This window comes from Streptomyces sp. NBC_00557 (genome assembly GCF_036345995.1).
Lineage (GTDB): Bacteria > Actinomycetota > Actinomycetes > Streptomycetales > Streptomycetaceae > Streptomyces.
Genome location: NZ_CP107796.1, coordinates 4,834,578 through 4,859,688 on the forward strand (window position 1 = coordinate 4,834,578; position 25,111 = coordinate 4,859,688).

The following is a 25,111-nucleotide window of genomic DNA, read 5'->3' on the forward strand; positions in this document are numbered from 1 at the left end:
TGTGCGCCATGGCCGACGCCGCGTCGCGGCTCAGGAGTCTTGCCGAGCAGGTGCTGGGAGCCCCGCTCCCGGTGCGGATCCGGGCCTGGGACGGCTCGCAGGCCGGGCCGCCGGACGCGCCCGCGCTGGTCGTGCGCAACCGCCGGGCCCTGCGCCGCATCCTGTTCAAACCGGGCGAGCTGGGCCTCGTCCGCGCCTGGGTCTCCGGGGACCTGGACATCGAGGGCGACCTGTACGCCACGCTGGACGCCCTGGCAGGGCTGGTCTGGGAGCGCGGCGAGGACGCCCGCGGCCTCGTGGAGTCCCTGCGCGACCCCGCCGTACGGGCCGCCGTACGGGACCTGCTGAAGCTGGCCGGGCCGCCGATCCCGCCCGCGCCGCCGCGCGAGGAGGTCCGCAGACCGCGCCGGCGTCTGCACACGCGGCGCACCGACCGGCGGGCCATCAGCCACCACTACGACGTCGGCAACGACTTCTACGAGATCGTCCTCGGGCCGTCCATGGTGTACTCCTGCGCGTACTGGGAGGACGGCGGCACCCTGGAGACCGCCCAGCGGGACAAGCTCGAACTCGTCTGCGCCAAGCTGGGCCTGAGGGAGGGGCAGCGGCTGCTGGACGTCGGCTGCGGCTGGGGCTCGATGGCGATCCACGCCGCCCGTGAGCACGGCGCGAGCGTCGTCGGGGTCACGCTGTCGCAGGAGCAGGCGGCGTACGCCCGCAAGCGCGTCGCCGACGAGGGGCTGACCGACCGGGTGGAGATCCGCGTCCAGGACTACCGGGACGTCACCGACGGGCCGTTCGACGCCATCTCCTCCATCGGCATGGCCGAACACGTCGGCGCCGAACGCTATCTGGAGTACGCCACGCGGCTGTACGGCCTGCTCAAGCCCGGCGGACGGCTGCTCAACCACCAGATCGGCCGCCGCCCGCAGCGCGACGAATCGGCGTACGAGGTCGACCGGTTCATCGACGCCTACGTCTTCCCCGACGGTGAACTCGCCCCCATCGGCACCACCGTGACCCTGCTGGAGCGCGCCGGGTTCGAGGTGCGGGACGTGGAGGCCCTGCGCGAGCACTACGTCCGCACCCTGCGCCGCTGGGTGACCAACCTCGAGGGGGACTGGGACCGCGCGGTCCGCCTCACCGGCCCCGGCCGGGCCCGGGTGTGGCGGCTGTACATGGCCGCCTCCGCGCTCGCCTTCGAGCACAACCGGATCGGCGTCAACCAGGTCCTTGCCGTCCGCACCCCGGAGTCCGGCGCCTCAGGGCTGCCGCTGCGCACCCGGACCTGGAACACCTGAACCCGGACACGGCAGAAGGGGGGCCCGTTCTCCACGGGCCCCCCTTACCCCTCCGTACCGACCGCTACTCGGCCTTGATCGCCGTCAGCATGTTCAGCCGGGCCGCGCGCCGGGCCGGCCACAGGGCGGCCAGGACGCCGACCGTGCCCGCCAGCAGCAGGAAGACCGCCATCCGGCCCCAGGGCAGCACCAGTTCGTACGTCGGCATCTTCGTGCCCAGCAGCTGACCGGCCGCCCAGCCGAAGAACACGCCGAGCCCGATGCCGAGCACCCCGCCGAACAGGGAGATCACCAGGGACTCCAGGCGCACCATCCGCTTGACCGCCTTGCGGTCCAGGCCGATCGCGCGGAGCATGCCGATCTCCTGGGCGCGTTCGAACACCGACATGGCCAGGGTGTTGACGACACCGAGGATCGCGACGATCACCGCCATGCCGAGCAGGCCGTAGAGCATGTTCAGCATCGTCGTGAACATCTGCGCGATGCTGTTGGAGATGTCCTGCTTGTCCTGGATCTTGATCGCCGGGTTCCTGCCGAGGACCTCGGCCAGCCGGTCCTTGGCCGCGCCGGAGGCGCCGCCCGCCGTCCTGACCATGACCTGCATGTCGGCCGGGTCCTTCAGGTGCGGGGTGAGGACCGCGTCGTCGAGCATGATGCCGTTGATCAGGTCGTTGCCCTCGTAGACACCGGCGACGGTCAGGGTGCGCGCCCTGCCGTCCTCGAAGTGCGCGGTGAAGCGCGAGCCGGGCGTCCAGCCGTACTCCTTCGCCCGGTCCTTGTCCACGACGACCTGCGTGCCGCGCACCGTGAACGCGCCCTGGTCCACCTTCAGGTCCGTCAGCTTCCCGATGGACGAGCCGTCGACCCCGGTCAGGAACTCGGTCTTGCCGTCGATGCGGGACTCGGCGTTGCGCAGCGGGCTGCTGGCGGTGACGCCCTTGGCGGTGGCGAGCTTCTGCGCCACGTCCGGGGAGAGCGGGGAGCGGTTGGCCATCGAGACCACGTAGTCCGCGCGGATCGCCGAGGACGCCATCTTGTCGATCGCGGTCTGCAGGCTGCCCGCCATCACCGTCATGCCGGTGATCAGGGTCAGGCCGATCATCAGCGCGGAGGCGGTGGCCGCCGTATGGCGCGGGTTGCGCACCGAGTTCTGCCGGGCCAGCTTGCCCGACACCCCGAAGGTGCGCAGCACCGGGGCGGCGGCCGCGATCAGCGGGCGGGACAGCAGCGGGGTCAGGACGAACACGCCGATGATCAGCAGGACCGCGCCGAGACCCATCGGGGCCTGGGCGGAGTCGGCGTCCATCGTCGTGGCCGCGAGGACCACCGCGACACCGGCCCCCGCGAACAGCGCGCCGAGCGTGTTGCGCAGCACCAGCGACTTGGTGGTGGCCTTGGCGTGGACGCTGCTCATCGCCGCCACCGGCGGGATCTTCGCGGCGCGCCGGCCGGGCAGCCAGGCGGCCAGCATGGTGACGAGGATGCCGACCGCGAGCGCGGCCGCCACCGTGCCCGGGGTGATCACCAGCGGTCCGTCGGGCACGCTCGCGCCGAAGGAGCCCAGCAGCGAGCGCAGCCCCGCGCCGATGCCGATGCCGGCGGCGAGTCCGGCCGCACCGGCGACCGTGCCGACCGCGAACGCCTCGACGAGCACCGAGCGGGTGACCTGGCGGCGGGAGGCGCCGACCGCGCGCAGCAGGGCCAGTTCCCGGGTGCGCTGGGCCACCAGCATGGTGAAGGTGTTGGCGATGATGAACGTGCCGACGAACAGCGCGATGCCCGCGAACACCAGCAGCGCCTGCCTCAGGCTGCTCATCGAGTCGGCGATCTGCTTCGCCTGGTCGTCGGCGAGCTGCTTGCCGGTGGTGGTCTTCACCAGATGCGCGGGCAGCGCCTTGTCGAGCGCGGCCTTCAGCGCGGTCTGGCTGGTGCCGGGCGCGGCCTTGACGTCGATCTCGTCGTAGCCGCCCTTCTTGCCGAACAGCGCCTGCGCGGTGGGCGTGTCGAACAGGGCGAGGCTGCCGCCGGCGGAGACGTTGCCGTCGTCGGTGGTGAAGACGCCGGCGAGCCTCGGGGTGAGGACCGGGCCGTTCACGGACAGGCGCACGGTGTCGCCGACCCGGTAACCGGCCCGCTTCGCGGTCTTGGAGTCGAGCAGCACCTCGCCGCGGCCGTGCGGGGCGTGGCCGCCGACCAGCGGGTAGCGGGCGTCCCTGGCACCCCAGTAATTGCCGCCGTTGGACTGCCAGTCGCCGCCGACGAGCTTGCCGTGCCGGTCGGCGACGGCGGTGAAGCCGCTGACGACACCGGTCGCGGAGGCGGCGCCGGGGACCTTGGCGGCCTTGTCCAGCGTGGCCTGCGTCAGGTCGGGCAGCCTGCCGACGCTGTTGCCCTTGGAGTCCTGGTACTCGGGCTGTACGGCGACGTCGACCTGGTCGAAGCCCTTGGCCGAACTCTTCTGGTAGGCGTCGGAGATGGTGTTGGTGAAGACGAGCGTCCCGGAGACGAAGGCCACGCCGAGCATCACGGCGAGGACGGTCATCAGCAGCCGGGCCTTGTGCGCGAGGACGTTGCGCAGGGCGGTGCGGAACATCAGGAGGTACGGCCCTTCGCATCGAACTCGGGGGTCTGGGGGTTTCCCCCAGGAAATCGGCGCATGGTGTCGAGAACGGACTCGGCGGTGGGGCCGTACATCTCGTCGACGATCCGGCCGTCGGCGAGGAAGATCACGCGGTCCGCGTAGGCGGCGGCCACCGGGTCGTGGGTCACCATGACGACGGTCTGGCCCAGTTCGCGCACGGAGTTGCGCAGGAAGCCGAGGACCTCGGCGCCGGAGCGCGAGTCGAGGTTTCCGGTCGGCTCGTCACCGAAGATGATCTCCGGCCGGGAGGCGAGGGCGCGGGCGACGGCCACGCGCTGCTGCTGGCCGCCGGAGAGCTGCGACGGCCGGTGGCCGAGCCGGTCCGACAGGCCGACCATCGAGATCACCTGGTCGAGCCAGGCCTTGTCCGGCTTCCGCCCGGCGATGTCCATGGGCAGGGTGATGTTCTCCAGGGCGGTCAGCGTCGGCAGCAGGTTGAACGCCTGGAAGATGAAGCCGATCTTGTCGCGGCGGAGCTTGGTGAGCTGCCGGTCCTTCAGCGAGCCCAGCTCGGTGTCGCCGATCCGCACGGACCCGGAGGAGAACGTGTCGAGGCCCGCAACGCAGTGCATCAGCGTGGACTTGCCGGAGCCCGACGGGCCCATGATCGCGGTGAACTCGGCCTGCCGGAAGTCGACGGAGACCCGGTCCAGGGCGACCACCCGGGTCTCACCCTGCCCGTAGATCTTCGACAGCTCCGTGGCGCGCGCGGCCACTGCGGTGGTCCGGCCTGCGGTGGGTGTGGTGGTCACGGGACGGTGCTCCTGTCGGGACGACGTGTGTTCCATGGGGACCGCTCCATCGTCCCGGCGCCAGGGGCGCGTGGAGTCAGTCGCTGTTCCGGTTCCGGAGGGCGACTCGGGTCGGACGGGAGGGCGCCGTGTCATACCTGGGGAGGACGGGGGACCCTGAGAGGCGGCATCACCGGGACCGCCCGGGAACGGCCTCCCGGCCAGCCCGGGAGCGGCCTGAGGGACCGCCGTCGAACCGTGGTCGAACGGCGTCGAGAACGGGTGGAACACCCTCGTTCGGACGGTGAAATTCCGTCATTCCACGTACGCGCGAACGCCCGTCACGGCACGCTGTTGGCAAGTGCGGATGGCCCGTTCCGCGGGCTGATGCACCCTCAGACGTCAATAAAATAAGACAACATCGGTCCGCCCTTCCGCTGTTCGGGGGATGCGTCCCGATAGGCTCGGACCTCGAAGCGGAGCCCATGCCCTGCCCGGATGGTGGAATGCAGACACGGCGAGCTTAAACCTCGCTGCCCCTTCGCGGGCGTGCCGGTTCAAGTCCGGCTCCGGGCACTCGCTCCTGCATCGTGCGTGGCCCACGACCTGCTCCTCCCGCACGCGGCTGCTGCGGTTGAGTGACAAGTGGTGACAAGTAGTACGGCTCCCCGTGGACGTTCACGCTGTGACGAGCCGATTTCTCTTAGTTTCGTCACAGATTCGGATGTGTCGGCGGCAGGTGGCCGCCTGCGTCCTCCACCCATGGAGGTCCTCGATGAATTTTCGCCCCTGGGTTGCAGCGCCGCTGGCGGGTGTGGCCCTCGCCCTCGTGTCTCCGGCGGCCGGCGTCACCGCGCAGGCGGCCGTACCGTACGAAGGGGACGGGCCCCATCGTCACCACAATCCCTACCGCGACTGCCGCAGCCGCCGCGGCGTCGTGCTCATCGACCAGGGCCTGAGGGCGATTCTGACCAATGGCCCGCGTGGGCCGGAGGCTCTCGTCATCGAGGGCAGCTCGACAACGTCCTCGTCGCCGGCGGCACCGTGGGACACCTTCACCGTCTCGACCTACATGAACGCGGAATATCCCACCCAGACCTCCGGCCAGTACCAGTTCGCAATCCGTGAGTTCTTCCGGCTGCATCCGCTCCTGGAGGTGCGGGCTTTCGGCGTCCACAAGCGGTTCTTCCCCTTCCCGGCCACCCACTGCCGCAACGGCCGGGACGACGGCGACCGCGGGGGTGACGGGTTCCCGAAGGACGGCGCGGTCGTCGACGGCAACGGCACGGCGCCCCAGAAGGGCCCCGAGAAGAGCTCCGCGCCCGGCAGCGAGGCCGCCGGCTGGAGCGGCAGCCTGCTGAGCGTGAGGAACATCGCGATCGCGGCCGGCGGTCTGCTGGTGGTTCTGGGACTGCTCGCCGCGGCCTGGCTTCGTCGGCGCCGTTCCGCGGAGTAGCGGCCGGCCGGACGAGGAACCAGCCCTTCAAGGCCTCTGGCCCCCTGACGTCGGTCGCGTCAGGGGGCCAGAGGCTTTCACCGGGGGGAATCACTGCGCGAACGGGAAGAGGTAGCCGTGCAGAACGGTGTGCACGGCCTGCAGAAGGCGCGCCGTGAAGGGGACTTCTTCCGGCCGCGGTTGCGCTTCGGCCGAGGCCGGCGCGTACGCACTGCCGCTGCTGCCGCTGCTGCCGGTGCCGCCGGTCGCCGAGGGCGTGGGTGCGGCCGTTGCGTCGGGGGCCGCGGTGGCGGCGGGGGTAACCGTGGGGCCGAGACTGGCCGTCGGGCCAAGACTGGCTGTGGGGCTGGGAGTGGCCGTCGGGCCGAGGCTGGCTGTGGCGCCCAGACCGGCTGTGGGGCCGAGACTGGCTGTGGGGCTGGGAGTGGCCGTCGGGCCAAGACTGGCCGTCGGGCCAAGACTGGCCGTCGGGCTGGGAGTGCCTGTGGGGCCGAGACTGGCTGTCGGGCTGGGAGTGCCTGTGGGGCCGAGACTGGCTGTCGGGCTGGGAGTGGCTGTGGGGCGGGGGGTGACCGAGTGGTGGGGCTCGGCCGGGCTCTTGTGCTTCGGGCCGGCTAAGCCGCCGATCCCGGCCGACGTACCGCCGCCGCCTGTGGTCCCGCCACTGGTGGTCCCACCGCCGCTCGTAGTCCCGCCGCTCGTGGTCCCGCCGCTCGTGGTCCCGCCGGTGCCGGTCGAGCCCGAGGTGGTACCGCCGGTGACGGAACCCCCGCCTCCGGGGGTGGCCGACCCCGAGGGGCTGGGTGCGGCCGACGAGCTGGCTGCCGCCGAGGGGGTCGGGCGGGGGTCGTGGGGGCAGAGGAAGTCGGGGTTCTTGATCCCGTAGCTCAGACCCCACACCCAGTCGCAGCCGCCCCGGTACGCCCGGACCCAGCCGCAGTAGGGGCCGCCGTAACTGCGGCAGGGAGGCGGCGGCGGCGTCTGCGGGGACGGATCTGCGGCGGGCGGCTCGGCTCTGCTGCGCTCGGCGCCCAGGGCGCTGACCATGCGGACCTGCGCGACGTCGGAGCTCCGGGAGGTGAAGTGCGGGTAGAAGAAGGGCAGGGCGACGGCTGAGGCGGAGGCCGCCACCGTTGCAGCAGCGAGGGCGCAGCGGGTCAGACGCATAACTGTTCCTCTCGGCTTTGCGGTCTGTCGGAAGGTGCGAACGAACTCTGTGCACGAGAGCGCCGCCGCTGTGAGCGCTGCAGCTGAACGTATGGTTTGCAGACACCCCCGACCGCCAGCGAACCGCCAGTCAGGCGGCCTTGCGCCGGTTTTTTCACCCGAAGAGTCTCGCCTCGATCGTGCGGCGCCTCACCCCTCGTAGACCGTCAGCACCGCGCCGTCCACCTCGATGCGCCGGCCCGCCCGCAGCCCGTCCGTGCGCAGGGTGCGCAGGCAGGCGTGGAACAGCGCCAGCTCGTCCGCGTCCAGGATCGCGGCGGCCAGATCCAGCAGTTCGGTCACCGCGTCCTCGGTGAGCACCTGGGGCAGCTCACCGGAGAGCAGGACGACCGATTCACCGGCGGGGCCCCGGACCACCGCGGTGGCCGGCCCGCCATGCACGAACAACACGTTCCCCCCAAAGAGCCCGGGTGGTCGTACGGCTCTCGCTCCTCGGGCAGACGAGAGACTAGCGGGGGATGTGGCACCCTTCGGGCGTAGTTGCATGATTTTTCCGGGCACGACCGAGAAGCGGACCTTCCGGTCACTTCTCCGGTGCGGGCCGCGCCGAGCGGCCGAGCAGGGACTCGACCAGGGCGGCGACATGCCGGCGGTCCTCGGCCGACAGCTGCTGCACGCTGGCGATGAGCAGCTCGACCTCGGGGTCGTTGCTGCGGGCGGCCGCGGCGGCTTGGTCCTCGTCGGACGGTCCGCCGTAGACGTGGATGCCGCAGGCCTCGGCCGCGGCCCGGCGCACGGTGTCCAGCGGCAGCTCGAGGCCCCTGGCCAGGCCTTCCAGGGTGGTGGCCTGCGGCATGCGGACGACCCGGTCGGCGGTGGCCAGGTGGTGGACGGTGGAGCGGGGCACGCCGCCGCGCCGTGCCACGTCGCCGTAGGACCAGCCCTGGCGGTCGAGACGCTCACGGATCAACTGCTGCAGTGCGTTGGCCACCGAAGTCCACTTCCTGCTCGCCGCTCGACCTGACCGTCCCTGTCCGCGCCGATTCTACGGTCGGGTAGCGGTGCCGCCGAAAGGGTGATTCACCGAACGGGTTGCGCGACGGTGCCGCGAGGCCCTAGTGTCCAATCTCGTTGGACAGCCCGTCCGACCAAGTTGGACAGAGTCCGGGGGGAACCTGACTCTCTCCGACCGGAACCGCCTGTTTCCCGAGGGGGAATCGACCATGTTGAACGCCCATGAGCTCGACGCCGAGTCCGCGGAGCTGCTGCCGGGCCGTGAGGCCCTGGGCCGGCTGAAGTTCAGCTTCGGCAAGACGGTCACCGTCACCAAGCACGTCGCGAACATCAACGCCCACAACGAGTCCGCCGCCCTGAACGACCACTCCTCGTGCTCGGTGGCCGAATCCGGCGCCTCCCAGACCATCAGCGTCAGCCAGTAGCCCGCGCGCACCGACCGACCACCACGAAAGGAACCACACCACCATGAGCATGGACATGCGCGAGCTGGACGGCGAGTCCGCGGAGCTGCTGCCGGGCCGTGAGGCCCTGGGCCGGCTGAAGTTCAGCTTCGGCAAGACGGTCACCGTCACCAAGCACGTCGCGAACATCGACGCGCACAACGAGTCCGCCGCCCTGAACGACCACTCCTCGTGGTCGGACACCGGGTCGTCGGCCCAGCAGACGATCAGCGTCAAGCAGTAACGGCACCACCGCGCCAACGGCCGCGGGGCGAATCGCACGCGTGCGGGGCGTCCGCCCCGCGGCCTTGGGGGGACATGCGCGGGCTTGGGGAACAGCGTGGGGCTTGGGGGGAACAGCGTGGGGGGAGACCACGGATGACGGTGCTCGACGAAGGCGCCGACGCCCTGTACGACACCGGTCCGGTGCCCGGGCCCGGCGGCTGGCCGGTGACGTACGAGCAGGTGACGACCGGCAGTCTGCCGGCCGTCGCGGCGCCGGTCCGGCCGGCGCCGCGGCTCAGCGCGGGACTGCGGCTGCACGGCGAGTACCAGGGCTCCGGCTTCACCGAGCCGAAGTACATCGCCCGTCGGGGGGACGGGCAGGTCGTGCAGCTGTCGCGGCTGCTGTACCTGGTGGCGTCGTCCGTCGACGGGATCCGCGACGCCGAGACGATCGCCCACCGGGTCAGCGCCCGCTACGGCCGCGAGGTCAGCGCCGAGAACGTCCGCTACCTGCTGGAGAACAAGCTCCAGCCGCTCGGCGTGACCGTGCCCGAGGGCCAGGAGGACGACGAGGTCGACGCCCCGCGCTCCGACCTGCTGCTCGCCCTCAAGGGCCACCGGGTGATCTTCGACGAGCGCCGTACCGGGCGGATCGCGCGGGCCCTGGCCTGGCTGCACCGCCCGGCCGTGGTCGCCGCGGTCCTGCTCGCGGCGCTCGCGATGGACGTCTGGCTGTTCGGCTTCTTCGGGGCGATCGAGCCGGTGCTGGAGGTCCTGGACCAGCCGGTGCTGATCCTCATCGTCTTCGGGCTCACCGTGGCCTCGCTCGTCTTCCACGAGTTCGGCCACGCCTCCGCCTGCCGGTACGGCGGCGCCCGGCCCGGCTGCATCGGCTGCGGGCTGTTCCTCATCTGGCCGTCGATGTACACCGACGTCACCGACGTCTACCGGATCTCGCGCGGGGGCCGGCTGCGCACGGACCTCGGCGGGGTGTACTTCAACGTCGTCTTCATGCTCGCCATGGCCGGGGCCTACTTCGCGACCGGGGCGCAGTTCTTCCTGGCCGCCGTCTACCTCGGGCACTTCGAGATCCTGGAACAGCTGATGCCGGCCGTCCGCCTGGACGGCTACTACATCCTCGGCGACCTCGCCGGAGTGCCGGATCTCTACGGCAAGATCAAGCCGATCCTGCTCTCGCTCGTGCCCGGCGCCAAGGGCCGGGCGGCGCGCACGGAGGTCGCCGGGCTCAAGCGGTCCGCGCGCACCATCGTGGCCGGCTGGGTGCTGACCATGGTGCCGCTGATCGCCGGCGAGATGGGCTACGCGCTGTGGAACCTGCCCCGGATCCTCACCACCATGGTGCGCTCGCTCACCGAGCAACTCCTCGGCACCGGCGCGGCGTTCGCGCACGGGCAGATCGTCGCCGGGCTGGTCGGGGTGATCGGCAGCGTGATGCTGCTGTGCCCGATGGCCGGTGTCGTCTATCTCTCCGTGAAGATCGGCGGCCGGCTGCTGCGGGCCGCGAAGCGCTCCACCGCGGGACGGCCCCGGCTGCGCCTCGCGCTGTGCGTGCTCGCCCTCGCCGGACTGACCGGGCTCTCCTACGCCTGGGTGTCCGGCATGACCCCGAGGCCGCTGCCGAAGAAGCCCCCGATCGCGCCCATCCTGCAGCCCGGGGTGCCGACCGAGGCGCCCTCGCCGAGGGACGCCTCGACCCCGGGCCACGACGGGCACGGCGGACCCGGCACCGGCGGCGCCTCCGTGTCGCCGTCGGCGGTGCCGGGAGCCTCCGCCTCCGTGCCGGGGGCCGCGGTGTCGCCCGGCGCCTCGGCGAGCGCGTCCGGGGCGGAGCTCCCGTCGTCGGCGTCGCGGCCGGCGACGCCGGGCGCGCCGACCGGATCCGGATCCCACCGGCCGGAGTCGTCCTCCGGCGGCGCCACCGCGGATCCCACCCCGCCCACCAGCCAGGACCCCGGGCCCCCGGCCTCCCCGACCCCGTCGGAGAGCGTCCCCGCGTCGACGACCGGGAGCCCCACGGCGGCGCCGAGCGACGCCTCGCCCGCACCGGCGTCCTCCTGACACCGCATCAGCCACACTTCTCCGGCCCGCGCGGGCCGCCCGAACCATGTACGGAGACCCCATGAGCAGCCACCGCAAGGCACGCTCCAGCAACCATCCTTTCGCCCGGCACGCCCTGCGCATGGGCCTGTTCGCGGCCGGAGCCGCCGGAGTCGCCGGCGCCGCCACCGCCGTACCGGCGCAGGCCCTGACCGGCACGGCGCACGCGGCGTTCGCGTCCGACCACGTCTTCAGCCACGCCGACCGGGCCCACCACACGCGGGCCGAGGACTCCTTCACGATCCGCCAGTTCGGCACCGTGAACGCGGCCGGGGTGCGCAACCAGGCCAACGCCGTCTCCACCGGCTGCTCGGCCGACGACCACTGCCGGTCCGTCGCGCTGTCCTTCCAGATCGTCACCTTCGCCGGTGAGCGCACCCACCTGAACGCCGTGAACCTCAGCGACGCGGCCAACAAGGAGTGCACCGGCTGCCAGACCCTCGCCGGCGCCTACCAGTTCGTCGTCTCCACCCCGGCCCCGCTCACCCTGGACGCCGGCGCCCGGCAGAAGCTCGCCGACATCCACCGCCGGCTGGACGCGCTGACCCGCTCCACGCTGCCGGCGGCCGAGCTGAAGCAGCGCGTCGACGGCCTGGCGGGCGAGGTGAGCGCGGTCCTGCGGGACGCGGTGGCCCACGCGCCGAAGGCCAAGGCCCAGCCCACGGTCACCCTCCACCGCCACCTGGACGGCTGGCCCGGGCACTGACCGCCCCGCCGCCGCGCACGGCCGTCCGCCGGTTCCGAGACGCCCCTCGAGGAGCCGGCGGGCGGCCGTTTGCGCGCCCGCGCAGGCGCCTCGGACCCATTGACATCGGATGCCCTCCGGCGCAGACTCGGCGCGCAGAACTCAATGAACAAAAGTTCACCTGACGAACGCCGTAGAGTCGACCCCGAAGGGACGTACCGATGCGCACCACCGTCGGCATCATCGGAGCCGGGCCGGCCGGACTGCTGCTCGCGCGGCTGCTGCACCGTGCCGGCATCGACTCGGTCGTCCTGGAGAGCCGCGACCGTGCCTATGTGGAACATCGGCAGCGCGCCGGAATCCTGGAGCAGGGCACGGTCGATGTGCTGCGCGCGGCCGGCGCCGGGGAGCGGATGGACCGGGAGGGGCTGCGGCACGACGGCATCGAGCTGCGCTTCGACCGGCGCCGGCACCGCGTCGACTTCCCCGGCCTGACCGGCGGCCGGTCGGTGATGGTGTACGCCCAGACCGAGGTCTGCAAGGACCTGATCGCCCTTCAGCTCAAGGAGGGCGGACCGCTGCTGTTCGAGGCCGAGGCGCTGGCCGTGGAGGGCGCCGAGGGCGACCGGCCGCGCGTCCGGTTCCGCCACCAGGGCCGCGAGGACGTGCTGGAGTGCGACTACGCCGTCGGCTGCGACGGCTTCTGGGGCGTGACCCGCAAGGCCTTCCCCGCCGCCCTGTCCCGCACGTTCGAACGGACGTACCCCTATGCCTGGCTCGGCATCCTCGCCGACGTCGCCCCCTCGCACGACGAACTCGTCTACGCCCGCCACGACCGCGGCTTCGCCCTCCTCTCCATGCGCTCGCCCTCCGTGTCCCGCCTCTACCTCCAAGTGCCCGCCGACACGAAGGCGGACGACTGGAGCGAGGAGGAGATCTGGGACGAGCTGGAGCGCCGGTTCGAGACGGACGACGACTGGCGGCTGGAACGCGGCCCGATCACCCAGAAGTCGGTCACGCCGATGCGCTCCTTCGTGCACGAGCCGATGCGGCACGGCCGGCTCCTCCTCGCCGGCGACGCCGCCCACATCGTGCCGCCGACCGGCGCCAAGGGGCTGAACCTCGCCGTCGGCGACGTCGTCACCCTCGCCCGCGCCCTCGCCCACGAGAAGGAGACCGGCTCGGCGGAGCTGCTCGACGCCTACTCGGCGACCTGCCTACGCCGCGTCTGGCAGGCCGAGCGGTTCTCCTGCGACATGACGACGATGCTCCATCCGGCCCCGGACGCCACCCCCTTCGACGCCCGCCTCCAACTGGCCCGGCTGGACCGGATCGCCACCTCCCGCGCCGCCGCGACCGACCTGGCGGAGGCGTACACGGGATTCCCCCTCGACGGTTAGGTCGCAGGTTCGTCAGGGAATGCGATCAACCGTGGCCGGGAATCACCGGCTCACGTAGCGTGTTGCGCAGCACGGTGAAGGAAAGATCCTCCTGAAGGACGACGATCGGTCCTTTACCAATCCATTACTCTTGAGCCAAGGCTGCGCACGGCAGCCATGGAGGAGTGAAATGAGGAGCAGCAACCCGGTCTTCTCGCGACGGGGGTTCAGCCGCGCCGGCGGCTACGCCGGTTTCCACACCGCACCGCAGGCCGGGTACGCACAGGGCAACCCGTACGCGCAGAACCCCTACGCCCAGAACCCGTACGCGCAGCAGGACCTTCAGCACGGCGCCCCGCCGCAGGCCCCGGTCACCACCGACCGGATGACGATGGACGACGTCGTCGTCCGCTCGGCCATCACGCTCGGCACCGTCGCCGTCGGCGCCGTCCTCGCCTGGGCGCTGCTGCCGGTCACGGCCACCAGCTACGGCCTGGCCATCGGCTCGGCGATCGTCGCGTTCGTCCTGGCGATGGTCCAGAGCTTCAAGCGCACGCCGTCGCCCGCCCTGATCCTCGGGTACGCGGCCTTCGAGGGCGTCTTCCTCGGCGTCATCAGCGAGATGTACAACAGCCGCTGGAGCGGCGCCCCCTTCCAGGCGGTGCTCGGCACCATGGCGGTCTCGGCCGCGACCCTGCTGGTCTACAAGGCCGGCTGGATCCGCGTCACCGCCCGCTACGCCCGTGTCGGCATGGCCATCGCGCTGGCCTTCCTGGCGGTCATGGCGGTGAACCTGCTGCTGGTCGCCTTCGGCGTCGCCGAGGACGGCGGCCTGCGCAGCTTCGGCCCGCTGGGCGCGCTCGTCGGCATCGTCGCCATCGTGCTCGGCGCGTTCTTCCTGACCCTCGACTTCAAGCAGATCGAGGACGGCATCGCCTACGGCGCCCCGCGCAACGAGTCCTGGCTGGCCGCGTTCGGCCTCACCGTGACGCTGGTCTGGATCTACCTGGAGATGCTGCGCCTGGTGGCGATCTTCACCAACAACGACTAGCGCACACGCCGGTCGTCAGGCAGCTCGCGAAAAGGGCCCCGGAGTTCCGCTCCGGGGCCCTTTCCGCGTCTAGAGCAGCTTGCGCGCTGCCCTCCTCAGGTCGTACTCGTGGACGATCGCCTTCGCGTGGCCGTACGCGAGGTCGTACTCGTGCCGGAGCCAGCTGACCTTCTCCTCGAAGCGGAACAGGGCGGGGCCTTCTTCGACGGTGCGCAGCCAGTCGGAGACTTCGCGACCGGTGCAGTGGGGGATGCGGGCGAGCAGATTGCGGTGGGTCTCCTCCGAGAAGAGCTGGGACATCGGCGCCTCCGAACGCAAAGGGGATGTAAGCCGGTCCTTCACGTCACGGTGCCTGAGCGTTCGCGTATTGGCAACAGTGCGGCGCGTTACGCTCGGCGCGTGGTTGATACGACGCCCTTGAACCGAGCCGTGGATCACTTCGCCGACCGATTGCGCGCGGCGCCGCAGAGCCGGCTCCAGCGCGGCGCCGCCGCCGAGGCGCTGGCGCTGGCCAGGCAACTGGCACGGTGGGCGCAGGCCGTCGAGGAGCCCGGGACGGAGGCCCGTCAGATGCCGGACGCGGGAATGTTCGCCGTGGCGGACCAAATCCTCGTGGCCGCCCACGACTTGGCGCTGGTGCTGCAGAGCGACGACGAGGTCGCCGAAGCGGTGCGCATGGTGGAGGAGGCGCGGGAGCGGGCGGGGGTCTGAGGCCGGCCCCGCGGTGAAGAACCCTTACAGCGACGCGATGACCCGGTCCGCCAGGATGAAGACCATGTCCTCGCCGCAGGCGAAGGTCAGGGTGTAGGCGCCGGAGATGCCGGAGCCGCCCAGGAGATAGGGGGCCTCGCCCGCTTCGACCGCCGCCGCCAGGCGTTCGGCGGTCTCGCGGTGGCCCGGGGTCATGCACAGGGTGGTGCCGTCGGCGAAGACGTACACGTCGAGGGTGCCGAGCGGGCCCGGACGGACGTCGGCGAGTTCGACGCGCTGCGCGGACAGCTGCTCCAGCATGGTGACGGTGCGCTCGTGGTCGTTCACCGCCGGCGACTGCACCGGGACGAAGTCGGGGTGCGAGGGGTGGCGGCGGCGGGCCGCGGCCAGCTCCGGGGACTCCCCGGCGAACTCGTCGGCCTCGGCGGTCGGCTCGGACACCGGCTCCAGACCGGCGAAGTCGGCCTGCCGGGGCAGGAACACGTCGTGCTCGGGCAGGCCGAGCAGGGTCGGCGTGTCGGAGGCGTCACGGGCTTCCTGCGCCGCCCAGAAGGCACGCGCCTCGGCCAGCTCGCGCTCCCGCTCCTCGGCGAGCGCCTCGGCCACCGCGGCCCGTATGCGGTCGGTGTCGGCGCTGCCGCGGGCGTTCGGCAGCAGCGCGCCCAGGGCGGCCGCCTGGTTCTCGGCGAGCTGGGCCTGGAGCTCCGCCAGCTGGCGGCGCAGCTTCAGAACGGTGCGCAGGACGGCGACGCCCACGGCGCCCGTGGCGGCCGTGGTGAGCAGCAGGGCGATCGGCATGGCGCTCACTGACGTACTCCCAGGTTCAAAGTCGACCCCCGACTTCCTACCTCAGCTTGAAGGGCGGACTATGCAACTGTCAGTGCGTAACGTCACGAACCGGACAGGGCTTTGGCTTCCCGGGTGTGTCGTGTGCTGCGCTGACCTGCCCTGACCTGCACCGATGCGGGCGGTGAGTCAGATAGGTCACATCCTGGGGGAGATTGGATCACGGAAAGGCCCAGAACTCCGGAGTCTCCTCGGTTCTGGGCCGTTCCCCGACGTAACGTGTCCGGTTCGCTACCGACCGTGCGTCAGCTGAGGCGCTCGATGACCATCGCCATGCCCTGGCCGCCGCCCACGCACATCGTCTCCAGGCCGAACTGCTTGTCGTGCCACTGCAGCGAGTTGATGAGCGTGCCGGTGATGCGGGCGCCGGTCATGCCGAAGGGGTGGCCGACGGCGATGGCGCCGCCGTTGACGTTCAGCTTGTCGATGTCGATGCCGAGTTCGCGGTAGGAGGGGATCACCTGGGCGGCGAAGGCCTCGTTGATCTCGACCAGGTCGATGTCGTCGATGGTGAGGCCGGCGCGGGCCAGGGCCTGCTTGCTCGCCTCGACCGGGCCGAGGCCCATGATCTCGGGGGACAGACCGGAGACGCCGGTGGACACGATCCGGGCGAGCGGGGTCAGGCCCAGCTCGCGGGCCTTGGTGTCGCTCATGATGACGACGGCGGCGGCGCCGTCGTTGAGCGGGCAGCAGTTGCCGGCGGTGACCAGGCCGTCCGGGCGGAAGACCGGCTTGAGGCCGGCGACGCCCTCCAGGGTGACGCCGGCGCGCGGGCCGTCGTCCTTGGACACGACGGTGCCGTCGGGCAGGGTCACCGGGGTGATCTCGCGCTCCCAGAAGCCGTTCTTGATGGCTTCCTCGGCGAGGTTCTGCGAGCGCACGCCGAACTCGTCCATCTCCTGGCGGGTGATGCCCTTCCAGCGGGCCAGGTTCTCCGCCGTCTGCCCCATCGCGATGTACGCGTCCGGCACCAGGCCGTCCTCGCGCGGGTCGTGCCAGGTGGTGCCCTCCTGCTCGGCGACGGCGGCGGTGCGGGCCTCGGCCTCGGCGAAGAAGGGGTTGTGGGTGTCCGGCAGGCTGTCGGAGTTGCCCTTCACGAACCGGGAGACCGTCTCGACGCCGGCCGAGATGAAGACGTCGCCCTCGCCGGCCTTGATCGCGTGCAGGGCCATACGGGAGGTCTGCAGGGAGGAGGAGCAGTAGCGGGTGATCGTGCAGCCGGGCAGGTGGTCCATCCCCATCTGCACGGCGACGATCCGGCCGAGGTTGTTGCCCTGCTCGCCGCCGGGCAGGCCGCAGCCGAGCATCAGGTCGTCGATGTCCCTCGGGTCCAGCTCGGGGATCTTGGCGAGTGCCGCCTGGATGATCGTGGCGGTCAGGTCGTCGGGGCGCAGGTCCTTGAGGGAGCCCTTGAAGGCGCGGCCGATGGGGGAGCGGGCGGTCGAGACGATGACGGCTTCGGGCATCACGGCTCCAGTGGACGGTTTGCTTTTCGGGCAGGGCCGGTTGGGAAGTTACCGCTACGTATGGGCCAGGTCACCGGTGTGGCGGTGTGACACTGACCGCAATTTACTAAGCGCTTGCTTGGCGCCTGGCCGTGGTTCACGGGGCCGGCCGGGCGGGCTCGGCCTCCGGCACGCGGCGCCGCCGGCGCCGTTTCAGCAGCGCCCACGGGCCGCGCGGCCCCGTCGGCATGGCCGCCGTGACCTCGGTGCCCGCCTCCGACGCCGCCTCGGCGGCCGCCCGCGCCACCGGCAGGAAGCCCTCGCGGCGCGTCACGTCCGGCCGCTCCTCCTCCGGCCACAGGCCCAGCGCCGCGCACACCGTCGGCAGCACCGCCATCGCCGCCGTCGCATAACCCTCCGCCGAGGGGTGGTAGTTGTCGGGGCCGAACAGCTCCCGCGGATTCGCCTCGAACTCCGGGCCCAGCAGGTCCCCGAGGGACACGGTCCGTCCCCCCTGCTCCACGACCCCGATCGTCTGCGCCGCCGCCAGCTGCCGCGAGGCCCGCCGCGCCAGCCAGCGCAGCGGCTGCTGCACCGGCTCGATCGTGCCGAGGTCGGGACAGGTGCCGACCACCACCTCCGCGCCGGCCGTACGCAGCCGCCGTACCGCCGCCGACAGGTGGCGCACCGAGCGGGTCGGGTGCATCCGGTGGGTGACGTCGTTCGCGCCGATCATGATCACGCAGATGTCCGGGACGGGAGTCCCGGCGGACAGCACCAGGCTGACCTGGCGGTCCAGGTCGTCCGACTGGGCCCCGGGCAGAGCGACGTTGCGCAGTTCCACCGGGCGTTCCGCCACCGCCGCTAAGCCCGACGCCAGCAGCGCGCCCGGCGTCTGGCCCGCCCGGTGCACGCCCTGCCCGGCCGCCGTGGAGTCGCCCAGCATCGTCAGACGCAGCGGGGGCTCACCCGGGATGTCGTACCCGTGGCCGTACACACCGTCGGCGACCGGAACCCGGCCGCCGCTGCCGTTGCCCACATGGCGTCTGGCCAGTCGCACCTCCGCCAGCAGCAGGCCGACCGCCGCCGCGCCGACCAGCCCGACCCCGCCGCCGCCGTACGCCGCCCCGGCCGCGATGCGCCGGGCCACTCTCGCCCTCGACATGCGCGTCATGCGTCGCCGCCACCTCCTCGTAGCCGTACACCCACTCCTTGCCCCGTACCGACCGTGCGCCAATCTCAACGGTGAGTGAACGACCGCGCCGGCCGCGCACCTGGCCTTAGGCTGGCTGCACCACCACGACCATTTCTTTTTGCAAGCAACCGGAGACAACGGTGCGATTCCACGACTCGATGATCAGTCTCGTCGGCAACACCCCGCTGGTGAGGCTCAACAGCGTGACCAAGGGCATCCAGGCGACCGTCCTGGCCAAGGTGGAGTACTTCAACCCGGGCGGTTCCGTGAAGGACCGCATCGCCCTGCGCATGATCGAGGCCGCCGAGCAGAGCGGGGAGCTGAAGCCGGGCGGGACGATCGTCGAGCCGACCAGCGGCAACACCGGGGTGGGCCTGGCCATCGTGGCGCAGCAGAAGGGGTACAAGTGCATCTTCGTGTGCCCCGACAAGGTGTCCACCGACAAGATCAACGTGCTGCGCGCCTACGGCGCCGAGGTCGTCGTGTGCCCGACCGCGGTCGCGCCCGAGCACCCGGACTCCTACTACAACGTCTCCGACCGGCTCGTCCGCGAGACCCCGGGCGCGTGGAAGCCCGACCAGTACTCCAACCCCAACAACCCGCTCTCGCACTATCACTCCACCGGCCCCGAGCTGTGGGAGCAGACCGAGGGCAGGATCACCCACTTCGTGGCGGGCGTGGGCACCGGCGGCACCATCTCGGGCACCGGCCGCTATCTGAAGGACGTGAGTGACGGCCGGGTCAAGGTCATCGGCGCCGACCCGGAGGGCTCGGTGTACTCCGGCGGCTCCGGGCGGCCGTACCTGGTGGAGGGCGTCGGCGAGGACTTCTGGCCGACCGCCTACGACCGGACCGTCGCCGACGAGATCGTCGCCGTCTCCGACAAGGACTCCTTCCAGATGACCCGCCGGCTCGCCAAGGAGGAGGGCCTGCTGGTCGGCGGCTCCTGTGGCATGGCGGTCGTGGCGGCGCTGCGGGTGGCCGAGCGGCTGGGCCCGGACGACGTCGTGGTGGTGCTCCTGCCGGACAGCGGCCGCGGCTACCTCAGCAAGATCTTCAACGACGAGTGGATGGCCGACTACGGCTTCCTGGAGGACGAGGGCCCGAGCGCCCGCGTCGGCGACGTGCTCAGCGACAAGGCGGGCGGCACCATCCCCTCCCTGGTGCACATGCACCCCGAGGAGACCGTCGGCCAGGCCATCGAGGTGCTGCGCGAGTACGGCGTCTCGCAGATGCCGGTCGTCAAGCCGGGCGCCGGGCACCCCGACGTGATGGCCGCCGAGGTCGTCGGCTCCGTGGTGGAGCGCGAGCTGCTCGACGCCCTGTTCAACAAGCGGGCCTCCCTCGACGACCCGCTGGAGAAGCACATGTCCGCCCCGCTGCCCCAGGTCGGCTCCGGCGAGCCGGTCGGCGACCTGATGTCGGTGCTCGGCTCGGCGGACGCGGCGATCGTCCTCGTCGAGGGCAAGCCCACCGGCGTGGTCAGCCGGCAGGACCTGCTGGCGTTCCTCGCGAAGGGCGGAAAGCAGTAGGGAACCCCCGGTGAACTGCGGGTTCATCCCGCCGGCTTGCGGGGAGACGGGGTTCGCGGAAGTGGTACGAGCGTGTCACGTGCGCGCAGCACCCGCTTAACACGGGTCCGGCAGATTAGTGGGTGTCGGCAGGGCGGGAGCGGCTCCCCGCCCCGGCCGGCGCCGAACGGCGCCAAGGACCTCCGGAGCGGCTCCCGGACCTCCATGGACGCCATGGACGCGCAGCCCGGCCCTGACCCGGCCCGCGTCCCTCGCGGGGACCGCCGTCGTCCCGCCCCCCGGAGACGGGGGTGCGGCGGTCCCCGCGCAACTCTTTCCCAGAGGGGGTCAGCGAGCGGTGCTGGACGCCCAACTCCCCGGCAGAGCAAGGCGCTCCACCGTCTGCGAACCCGGTTCCGGCGTGTACACCACGATCGCCAGGGGCTGTCCGGGCAGCTGGAGGCGATGTTCGGCACGATCGGCGGGCTCTCCGCTGCGGAGATCGCGGACGTCGTCGCCTACGCCACCAGCCGGCCCCGGCCCGTCAACCTCCGCCAGACCATGGTCCTGCCGACCCGGCAGGCGTCAACCGCCGGTCTTCCCGCCCGGCCGTCCGGCAGGTGTGAACCGGCGCTCGGCGCGACATTGTTCGGGACCGGCGCTCGACGCGGCAGGCCCGGAGCGGCGCTCGGCGCGGCCGGTGGGCCGGCGGCTTCGAGGCCGGTCCGGCCTGCCGCCCGGTCCGGCCGGCGCGGGCCGGGCTCAGTCCTCGCGGCCGGAGCGGTTGCGGCGGCCGGTGAGCAGCTCCGGGTTGAGCCGCACCGCCTGGGCGAAGTTGACGCCGACGATGCCGACCCACGCGGCCACCGTCCCCCCCCGTCCCCGCGACCCCGCCGGCCACGGCGGTCAGCGGGATCGCCAGGACCAGCGAGATGATCGCGAGCCCGAAGCGCTCCGACCACGTGTCGGCGTTCTTCGGGCGCCGGGCGTCGCGCGCGGTCGCCAGCTGCTGTTCGGCCAGATGACGGCGCACCCGGCGGTCCACCGCGTCGTCGATCCGCTGCTCGACCTTCTCCAGGAAGGAGTCGACCAGCGCCGTCTCGTACTCCTCGCCCAGCTCCCGGCGGGTCTGCAGGGTGGCGTCGAGTTCTTTTCTCAGGTCCGTGTTCCGCCCGTCCACTCCGGTCATGCCCCCACGTTAGGGAGCGCTCACGCCCCGCGCACTGGGGACAACCCCCCTCTTCCCCTCGGGGTTCCCGGGCGGGTACGCCGCGTTCCGCCGCCCGGTCAGCCAGTACAGCAGCGCCGGTACGGCGAGGCCCACGATCCAGGAGACGTCCGCGCCGCCGAGCCGGTCCACCAGCGGGCCGGTGTAGACGGCCGCCGTGACCGCCGTGACGGCGGCGAAGACCACGATCCCGGTGGTGTCGTTCGTGTGCGTCAACTCGCCCACCGCCTGCCCGGCGAGCACGCTGCCGGACGCGAAGAAGCCGACGTACATCACGATCACCAGCAGCAGCGGTACGACCGCCCCGCGCACCCCGAACTGCGCCCGTGACTGGATCATCTGCGGCAGACCGCGCCTCGGGCCCTGCGCCGAGTGCAGGGCCATCACCGCGCCGCCGAGCAGGTTGCCCAGCAGCAGGCCCGCGAGCGACCAGACGACGTCCCCGCCGAAGACGACCGCGAGGGCGCCGGTGACGACCGCCGTGATCTGCAGGTTGGCGCCCAGCCAGAGCGTGAACTGGCTGAAGGCCGTGCCGTGCCGCTCCTCGTCGGGGACGACGTCGATGGAGCGCAGTTCCACCAGGCCGCTCATCTACTTCACCAGCCCGTGCTGCCGGGCGTAGGCGTTCGCGACGTCCTCGGGGTCCTTCTTGTCCTTGTCCACCTGCCGGTTGAGCTCGGTGAGCTGGGCCGTGGTCAGCAGGTTGCCGAGCCGGGCGAGGGCCTTGCGGACGGTGTCGTCGGCCTTGCGGTCGGCGATCAGCGGGACGATGTGCTGGCTGGGTATGAGGTGCGCGGGGTCGGTGAGCACCACCCAGTCGTTGGCCTTGATGTCGGTGTCGGTGGTGAACAGGTTCGCCACGTCCACGTCGCCCTTCTTCAACGCGCCCTTGACCAGCGGCCCGTCGGAGTCGAGCGACTTGAACTCCTTGAACTCCACGCCGTAGACGTCCTTCAGGCCGACCGCGCCGACCTGGCGCTTCTTCACCTCGGGGGCGGCGCCGATGACCAGCCTGCCGTTCTGCTTCTTCAGGTCGGCGAGGGAGGCCAGCCCGTACTTCCGCGCCGTCTCGCGGGTGACGACGAAGGCGTCGGAGTCCTCCGCCATGCCGTACGGCAGCACCTGGAGGCCCGCCGGGAGGGCCTGGGTGAGGGCGTTCTGCATCTCGCCCGACTCGGTGGCGGTGACCTTCGGCGCGAGGTAGTTGAGCAGGGCGCCCTGGTACTCGGGCAGCAGGTCGATGTCGCCGCCCCTGAGCGCGGGGATGACGATCTCGCGGGTGCCGAGGTTGGGGCGGACGGTCGTCTTCACGCCGGCGCCCTGCAGGGCGACCGCGTAGAGGTAGCCGAGGACCTGGTTCTCGGTGAAGTTGGCCGTGCCGATGGTGACTCCGCCCTTGCTGGAGCCGGCGCCGCCGGCGGCGGAGCCCTGGCCGTTGAGGGAGGTGATGCCGCCGGCGCAGGCGGAGAGGGCGGGGACGGAGGCGACCGCGAACAGGCCGCCGAGGACAGTACGTCGGTTCATCGGGGATTCCCGGGGGTTAGGCGGTGCGGTGGCGGAACAGGATGCGCTGGAGGGCGGCGAGGGCCACGTCCAGGACGACGGCGACCACGGCGACCAGCACCGCCCCGCCGAGCACCTGGACCAGGTCGCGCTGGGCGAGGCCGTCGAAGACGTAGCGGCCCAGCCCGCCGAAGGAGACGTACGCGGCGATGGTGGCCGTGGCGACGACCTGGATCAGGGCCAGGCGCAGGCCCGTCATGATCAGTGGCAGCGCGAGCGGCAGCTCGACCTGGAACAGGACCTGGTGGCCGCGCATGCCCTGGCCGCGTGCGGCGTCCTTCACGTCCGGGTCGACGGCGGTCATGCCGGCGTAGGTGTTGGTGACGATCGCGGGGACCGCGAGGGCGACCAGGGCGACGTACACCGGCAGCATCGACAGGCCGCCGGCCAGGAAGACCAGCACGACGAGGCCGACCGTGGGCAGGGCCCGGCCGAAGGAGGCGAGGTTGATCGCCAGGAAGGCGCCCTTGCCGGTGTGCCCGATCAGCAGGCCGAGCGGCAGGCCGATGGCGGCGGCGATGAGCGTGGCCAGCAGGGAGTACTGGAGGTGCTCGGCGAGGCGGTGCGCGATGCCGTCGGGGCCGGTCCACTGGGAGCCGCTGACCAGCCACCTCCCGAGGTTCTTGAACAGTTCGTACATCTCAGGCTCGCCTCCTGGTCCAGGGGGTGAGGGCGTACTGGACGGCGACCAGGGCCGCGTCGGCGACGACCGCGAGGAGCAGGGTGAGGACCACTCCGGCGATCACCGGGGTGGGGAAGTCGCGCTGGAAGCCGTCGGTGAAGAGCTGGCCGAGGCCGCCGTCGCCGATGTAGGTCGCGACGGAGACGAGGGAGATCGACATGACCGTGGAGATCCGGACGCCCGCCATGATCACGGGGAGGGCGAGCGGGAACTCGACGGTGAGGAGCGTGCGCAGCGGGCGCGTGCCCATCGCCTTCGCGGCCTCCTTCACCTTCACGGGGACCGAGTCCAGGCCCTCGACGGTGTTCCGCAGCAGGACGACCAGGGTGTAGATCGTCAGGCCGGTGACGGTGGTGGTGCGGGTCAGGCCGCTGACCGGGAGCAGCAGGACGAAGATCGCGATCGACGGGATCGTGAACAGCACGTTGGACGCGCCGAGCAGGAAGCCGCGCAGCCGGGGGATGCGGTGGGCGACCACCGCCAGCGGGAGCGAGATCAGCAGGCCGAGGGCGACGGCCGTGAGCGCGGCCTGGAGGTGGGAGAGCGTGAGGGTGGTGAGGTCGTCGGTGTGGGCCGATATCCACGACCAGTCGATCGTCATGCGGCCACCCTCACTTCGGCGTGGGCGCGGCCGGCGTGCTCGTGGATGTCGTCGCGGGAGGAGACGCCGGTGAGGACGCCGTCGGCGTCGACGCGGGCGACCAGCCCGGTGGGGGAGGCGACCGACTCGTTCAGCGCGGAGAGCAGGGAGTCGGTGTCCTTCAGGGGGCGTACGGGGATCCGGGCGTCCTGCGAGGCCCAGTGGAGGGGCTTGTTCCGCGCGTCGAGGACCAGGCTCCAGGCGGTGCCTTGCGGTGCCGGGCCCTGGGGGACGTCGGCGAGCGTCTTCAGCGAGAGCAGCTTCAGACCGCGCTCGGCGCCGAGGAAGCCGGCCACGAACTCGTCCGCGGGGCGGGCCAGGAGTTCGGCGGGTGCGGCGCACTGGACCAGGTGGCCGCCGGTGCGGAACACGGCGATCCGGTCGCCGAGGCGCACGGCCTCGTCGATGTCGTGCGTGACGAAGACGATGGTCTTGCTCAACTCCTTCTGGAGCCTGAGCAGTTCGCCCTGGAGTTGAGTGCGGACGACCGGGTCGACCGCGCCGAACGGCTCGTCCATGAGCAGCACCGGCGGGTCGGCGGCGAGCGCGCGGGCGACGCCGACCCGCTGCTGCTGGCCGCCGGAGAGCTGGTGCGGGTAACGCCGGCCGGCCTCGGGGGCCAGGCCCACGGTTTCCAGGAGTTCGGCGGCGCGGGCCCGGGCCTTCCTGCGGTTCCAGCCGAGCAGGAGCGGGACGGTGGCGATGTTGTCGAGCACCGTGCGGTGCGGGAAGAGGCCGGCCTGCTGGATGACGTAGCCGATGGAGCGGCGCAGCTCGGCCGCGTCCTGCCGGGTGACGTCCTTGCCGCCGACGCGGATGGTGCCGGAGGTCGGCTCGACCATCCGGTTGATCATCCGCAGGGTGGTCGTCTTGCCGCAACCGGAGGATCCGACCAGGACGGTGACACCGCCCTCCGGCATCTCCAGGGTGAGGTCGTGGACTGCTGTGGTGCCGTTGGGGAAGCGCTTGTGGACCGCATCGAACTGGATCATGAGATGTCCCTTGCCCGGCTGTATAACGTCATGCAGAGTTCTTGGTGTGTGAATAGGTTGTCAACGGGTTGGTGTTAATCCGCCGTA

General features: G+C 71.6%; 22 protein-coding genes, 1 tRNA gene and 2 pseudogenes. 11 read left to right on the forward strand and 14 right to left on the reverse strand.

The genetic code is table 11. From position 1 onward, the window contains the following. Window positions 1–8 precede the first annotated feature (8 nt). Window positions 9–1,301, forward strand: coding sequence for a cyclopropane-fatty-acyl-phospholipid synthase family protein (locus OG956_RS21065; RefSeq protein WP_330339542.1), 1,293 nt, complete (start codon window positions 9–11; stop codon window positions 1,299–1,301). A 64-nt stretch (window positions 1,302–1,365) separates the two neighbouring features. On the opposite strand, the gene OG956_RS21070 is transcribed toward OG956_RS21065, so the two are convergent. Together OG956_RS21070 and OG956_RS21075 are read right to left on the reverse strand one after the other, a co-directional pair. Then, a complete protein-coding gene (locus OG956_RS21070) occupies window positions 1,366–3,894 on the reverse strand; it encodes an ABC transporter permease (protein WP_330339543.1) in 2,529 nt (842 codons plus the stop codon). Beyond that, a complete protein-coding gene (locus tag OG956_RS21075; protein ID WP_330339544.1) occupies window positions 3,894–4,694 on the reverse strand; it encodes an ABC transporter ATP-binding protein in 801 nt (266 codons plus the stop codon). Before OG956_RS21075 ends, OG956_RS21070 begins: the two co-directional genes overlap by 1 nt. Window positions 4,695–5,165: 471 nt before the next feature. On the opposite strand from OG956_RS21075, the gene OG956_RS21080 reads away from it, so the two are divergent. Both OG956_RS21080 and OG956_RS21085 read left to right on the forward strand, forming a co-directional pair. Beyond that, window positions 5,166–5,249 (forward strand) — tRNA-Leu (locus OG956_RS21080). A 199-nt stretch (window positions 5,250–5,448) separates the two neighbouring features. Continuing rightward, complete coding sequence (locus tag OG956_RS21085) at window positions 5,449–6,129, forward strand: hypothetical protein (RefSeq protein ID WP_330339545.1); 681 nt, start codon at window positions 5,449–5,451, stop codon at window positions 6,127–6,129. Window positions 6,130–7,485: 1,356 nt separating this feature from the next. Here OG956_RS21085 and OG956_RS21090 read toward each other — a convergent pair. Continuing rightward, complete coding sequence (locus tag OG956_RS21090; RefSeq protein WP_330339546.1) at window positions 7,486–7,737, reverse strand: hypothetical protein; 252 nt, start codon at window positions 7,735–7,737, stop codon at window positions 7,486–7,488. Between the two features lie 142 nt (window positions 7,738–7,879). Continuing rightward, a complete protein-coding gene (locus OG956_RS21095; RefSeq protein ID WP_330339547.1) occupies window positions 7,880–8,287 on the reverse strand; it encodes a helix-turn-helix transcriptional regulator in 408 nt (135 codons plus the stop codon). A gap of 232 nt (window positions 8,288–8,519) precedes the next feature. On the opposite strand from OG956_RS21095, the gene OG956_RS21100 reads away from it, so the two are divergent. The 6 genes from OG956_RS21100 (at window position 8,520) to OG956_RS21125 (ending at window position 14,211) form a co-directional block, all read left to right on the forward strand. After that, entirely contained in the window at window positions 8,520–8,735 is a 216-nt protein-coding gene (locus OG956_RS21100) for a hypothetical protein (protein ID WP_330339548.1), read from the forward strand. A 43-nt stretch (window positions 8,736–8,778) separates the two neighbouring features. Beyond that, window positions 8,779–8,997, forward strand: coding sequence for a hypothetical protein (locus tag OG956_RS21105; RefSeq protein ID WP_330339549.1), 219 nt, complete (start codon window positions 8,779–8,781; stop codon window positions 8,995–8,997). Between the two features lie 134 nt (window positions 8,998–9,131). After that, entirely contained in the window at window positions 9,132–11,057 is a 1,926-nt protein-coding gene (locus OG956_RS21110) for a hypothetical protein (RefSeq protein WP_330339550.1), read from the forward strand. 61 nt (window positions 11,058–11,118) lie between these two features. Then, window positions 11,119–11,802 (forward strand): hypothetical protein, encoded by a 684-nt coding sequence (locus OG956_RS21115; RefSeq protein ID WP_330339551.1) that lies wholly within the window; start codon window positions 11,119–11,121, stop codon window positions 11,800–11,802. Between the two features lie 200 nt (window positions 11,803–12,002). After that, complete coding sequence (locus tag OG956_RS21120; protein WP_330339552.1) at window positions 12,003–13,181, forward strand: 4-hydroxybenzoate 3-monooxygenase; 1,179 nt, start codon at window positions 12,003–12,005, stop codon at window positions 13,179–13,181. A 169-nt stretch (window positions 13,182–13,350) separates the two neighbouring features. Continuing rightward, window positions 13,351–14,211 carry a Bax inhibitor-1/YccA family protein gene (locus OG956_RS21125; RefSeq protein ID WP_330339553.1) on the forward strand — a complete coding sequence of 287 codons (861 nt, stop codon included), beginning with the start codon at window positions 13,351–13,353 and terminating at the stop codon, window positions 14,209–14,211. A 69-nt stretch (window positions 14,212–14,280) separates the two neighbouring features. On the opposite strand, the gene OG956_RS21130 is transcribed toward OG956_RS21125, so the two are convergent. Beyond that, window positions 14,281–14,511 (reverse strand): DUF4287 domain-containing protein, encoded by a 231-nt coding sequence (locus OG956_RS21130; protein ID WP_020940491.1) that lies wholly within the window; start codon window positions 14,509–14,511, stop codon window positions 14,281–14,283. Window positions 14,512–14,610: 99 nt separating this feature from the next. Between OG956_RS21130 and OG956_RS21135 the strand changes: the two genes are divergently transcribed. Next, window positions 14,611–14,922 (forward strand): hypothetical protein, encoded by a 312-nt coding sequence (locus tag OG956_RS21135; RefSeq protein WP_330339554.1) that lies wholly within the window; start codon window positions 14,611–14,613, stop codon window positions 14,920–14,922. Window positions 14,923–14,946: 24 nt separating this feature from the next. Here OG956_RS21135 and OG956_RS21140 read toward each other — a convergent pair whose 3' ends face one another. The 3 genes from OG956_RS21140 to OG956_RS21150 form a co-directional block, all read right to left on the reverse strand. After that, the gene (locus OG956_RS21140; protein WP_330339555.1) at window positions 14,947–15,729 is read right to left on the reverse strand and encodes a hypothetical protein; all 783 of its coding nucleotides are present in this window, start codon (window positions 15,727–15,729) and stop codon (window positions 14,947–14,949) included. A gap of 284 nt (window positions 15,730–16,013) precedes the next feature. Then, complete coding sequence (locus OG956_RS21145) at window positions 16,014–17,234, reverse strand: acetyl-CoA C-acetyltransferase (protein ID WP_330339556.1); 1,221 nt, start codon at window positions 17,232–17,234, stop codon at window positions 16,014–16,016. 136 nt (window positions 17,235–17,370) lie between these two features. Next, a complete protein-coding gene (locus tag OG956_RS21150) occupies window positions 17,371–18,387 on the reverse strand; it encodes an SGNH/GDSL hydrolase family protein (RefSeq protein ID WP_330339557.1) in 1,017 nt (338 codons plus the stop codon). Between the two features lie 161 nt (window positions 18,388–18,548). Here OG956_RS21150 and OG956_RS21155 point away from each other — a divergent pair, with 161 nt between their 5' ends. Beyond that, complete coding sequence (locus OG956_RS21155) at window positions 18,549–19,940, forward strand: cystathionine beta-synthase (RefSeq protein WP_330339558.1); 1,392 nt, start codon at window positions 18,549–18,551, stop codon at window positions 19,938–19,940. 741 nt (window positions 19,941–20,681) lie between these two features. On the opposite strand, the pseudogene OG956_RS21165 reads toward OG956_RS21155, so the two are convergent. From OG956_RS21165 to OG956_RS21190, 6 genes and pseudogenes are all read right to left on the reverse strand, one after another. After that, window positions 20,682–21,108: pseudogene (locus tag OG956_RS21165) on the reverse strand (hypothetical protein). Window positions 21,109–21,294: 186 nt separating this feature from the next. Continuing rightward, window positions 21,295–21,738: pseudogene (locus tag OG956_RS21170) on the reverse strand (cytosine permease); the annotation flags it as partial. Then, window positions 21,739–22,671, reverse strand: a complete 933-nt coding sequence (locus OG956_RS21175; RefSeq protein ID WP_330339559.1) for an ABC transporter substrate-binding protein — start codon at window positions 22,669–22,671, stop codon at window positions 21,739–21,741. Between the two features lie 16 nt (window positions 22,672–22,687). After that, entirely contained in the window at window positions 22,688–23,350 is a 663-nt protein-coding gene (locus OG956_RS21180; protein WP_330339560.1) for an ABC transporter permease, read from the reverse strand. Window position 23,351: 1 nt separating this feature from the next. Continuing rightward, window positions 23,352–23,993 carry an ABC transporter permease gene (locus OG956_RS21185; protein WP_330339561.1) on the reverse strand — a complete coding sequence of 214 codons (642 nt, stop codon included), beginning with the start codon at window positions 23,991–23,993 and terminating at the stop codon, window positions 23,352–23,354. Beyond that, window positions 23,990–25,024, reverse strand: a complete 1,035-nt coding sequence (locus tag OG956_RS21190; RefSeq protein WP_330339562.1) for an ABC transporter ATP-binding protein — start codon at window positions 25,022–25,024, stop codon at window positions 23,990–23,992. The genes OG956_RS21185 and OG956_RS21190 overlap by 4 nt, the downstream gene beginning before the upstream one ends. Between the last annotated feature and the right edge of the window lie 87 nt (window positions 25,025–25,111).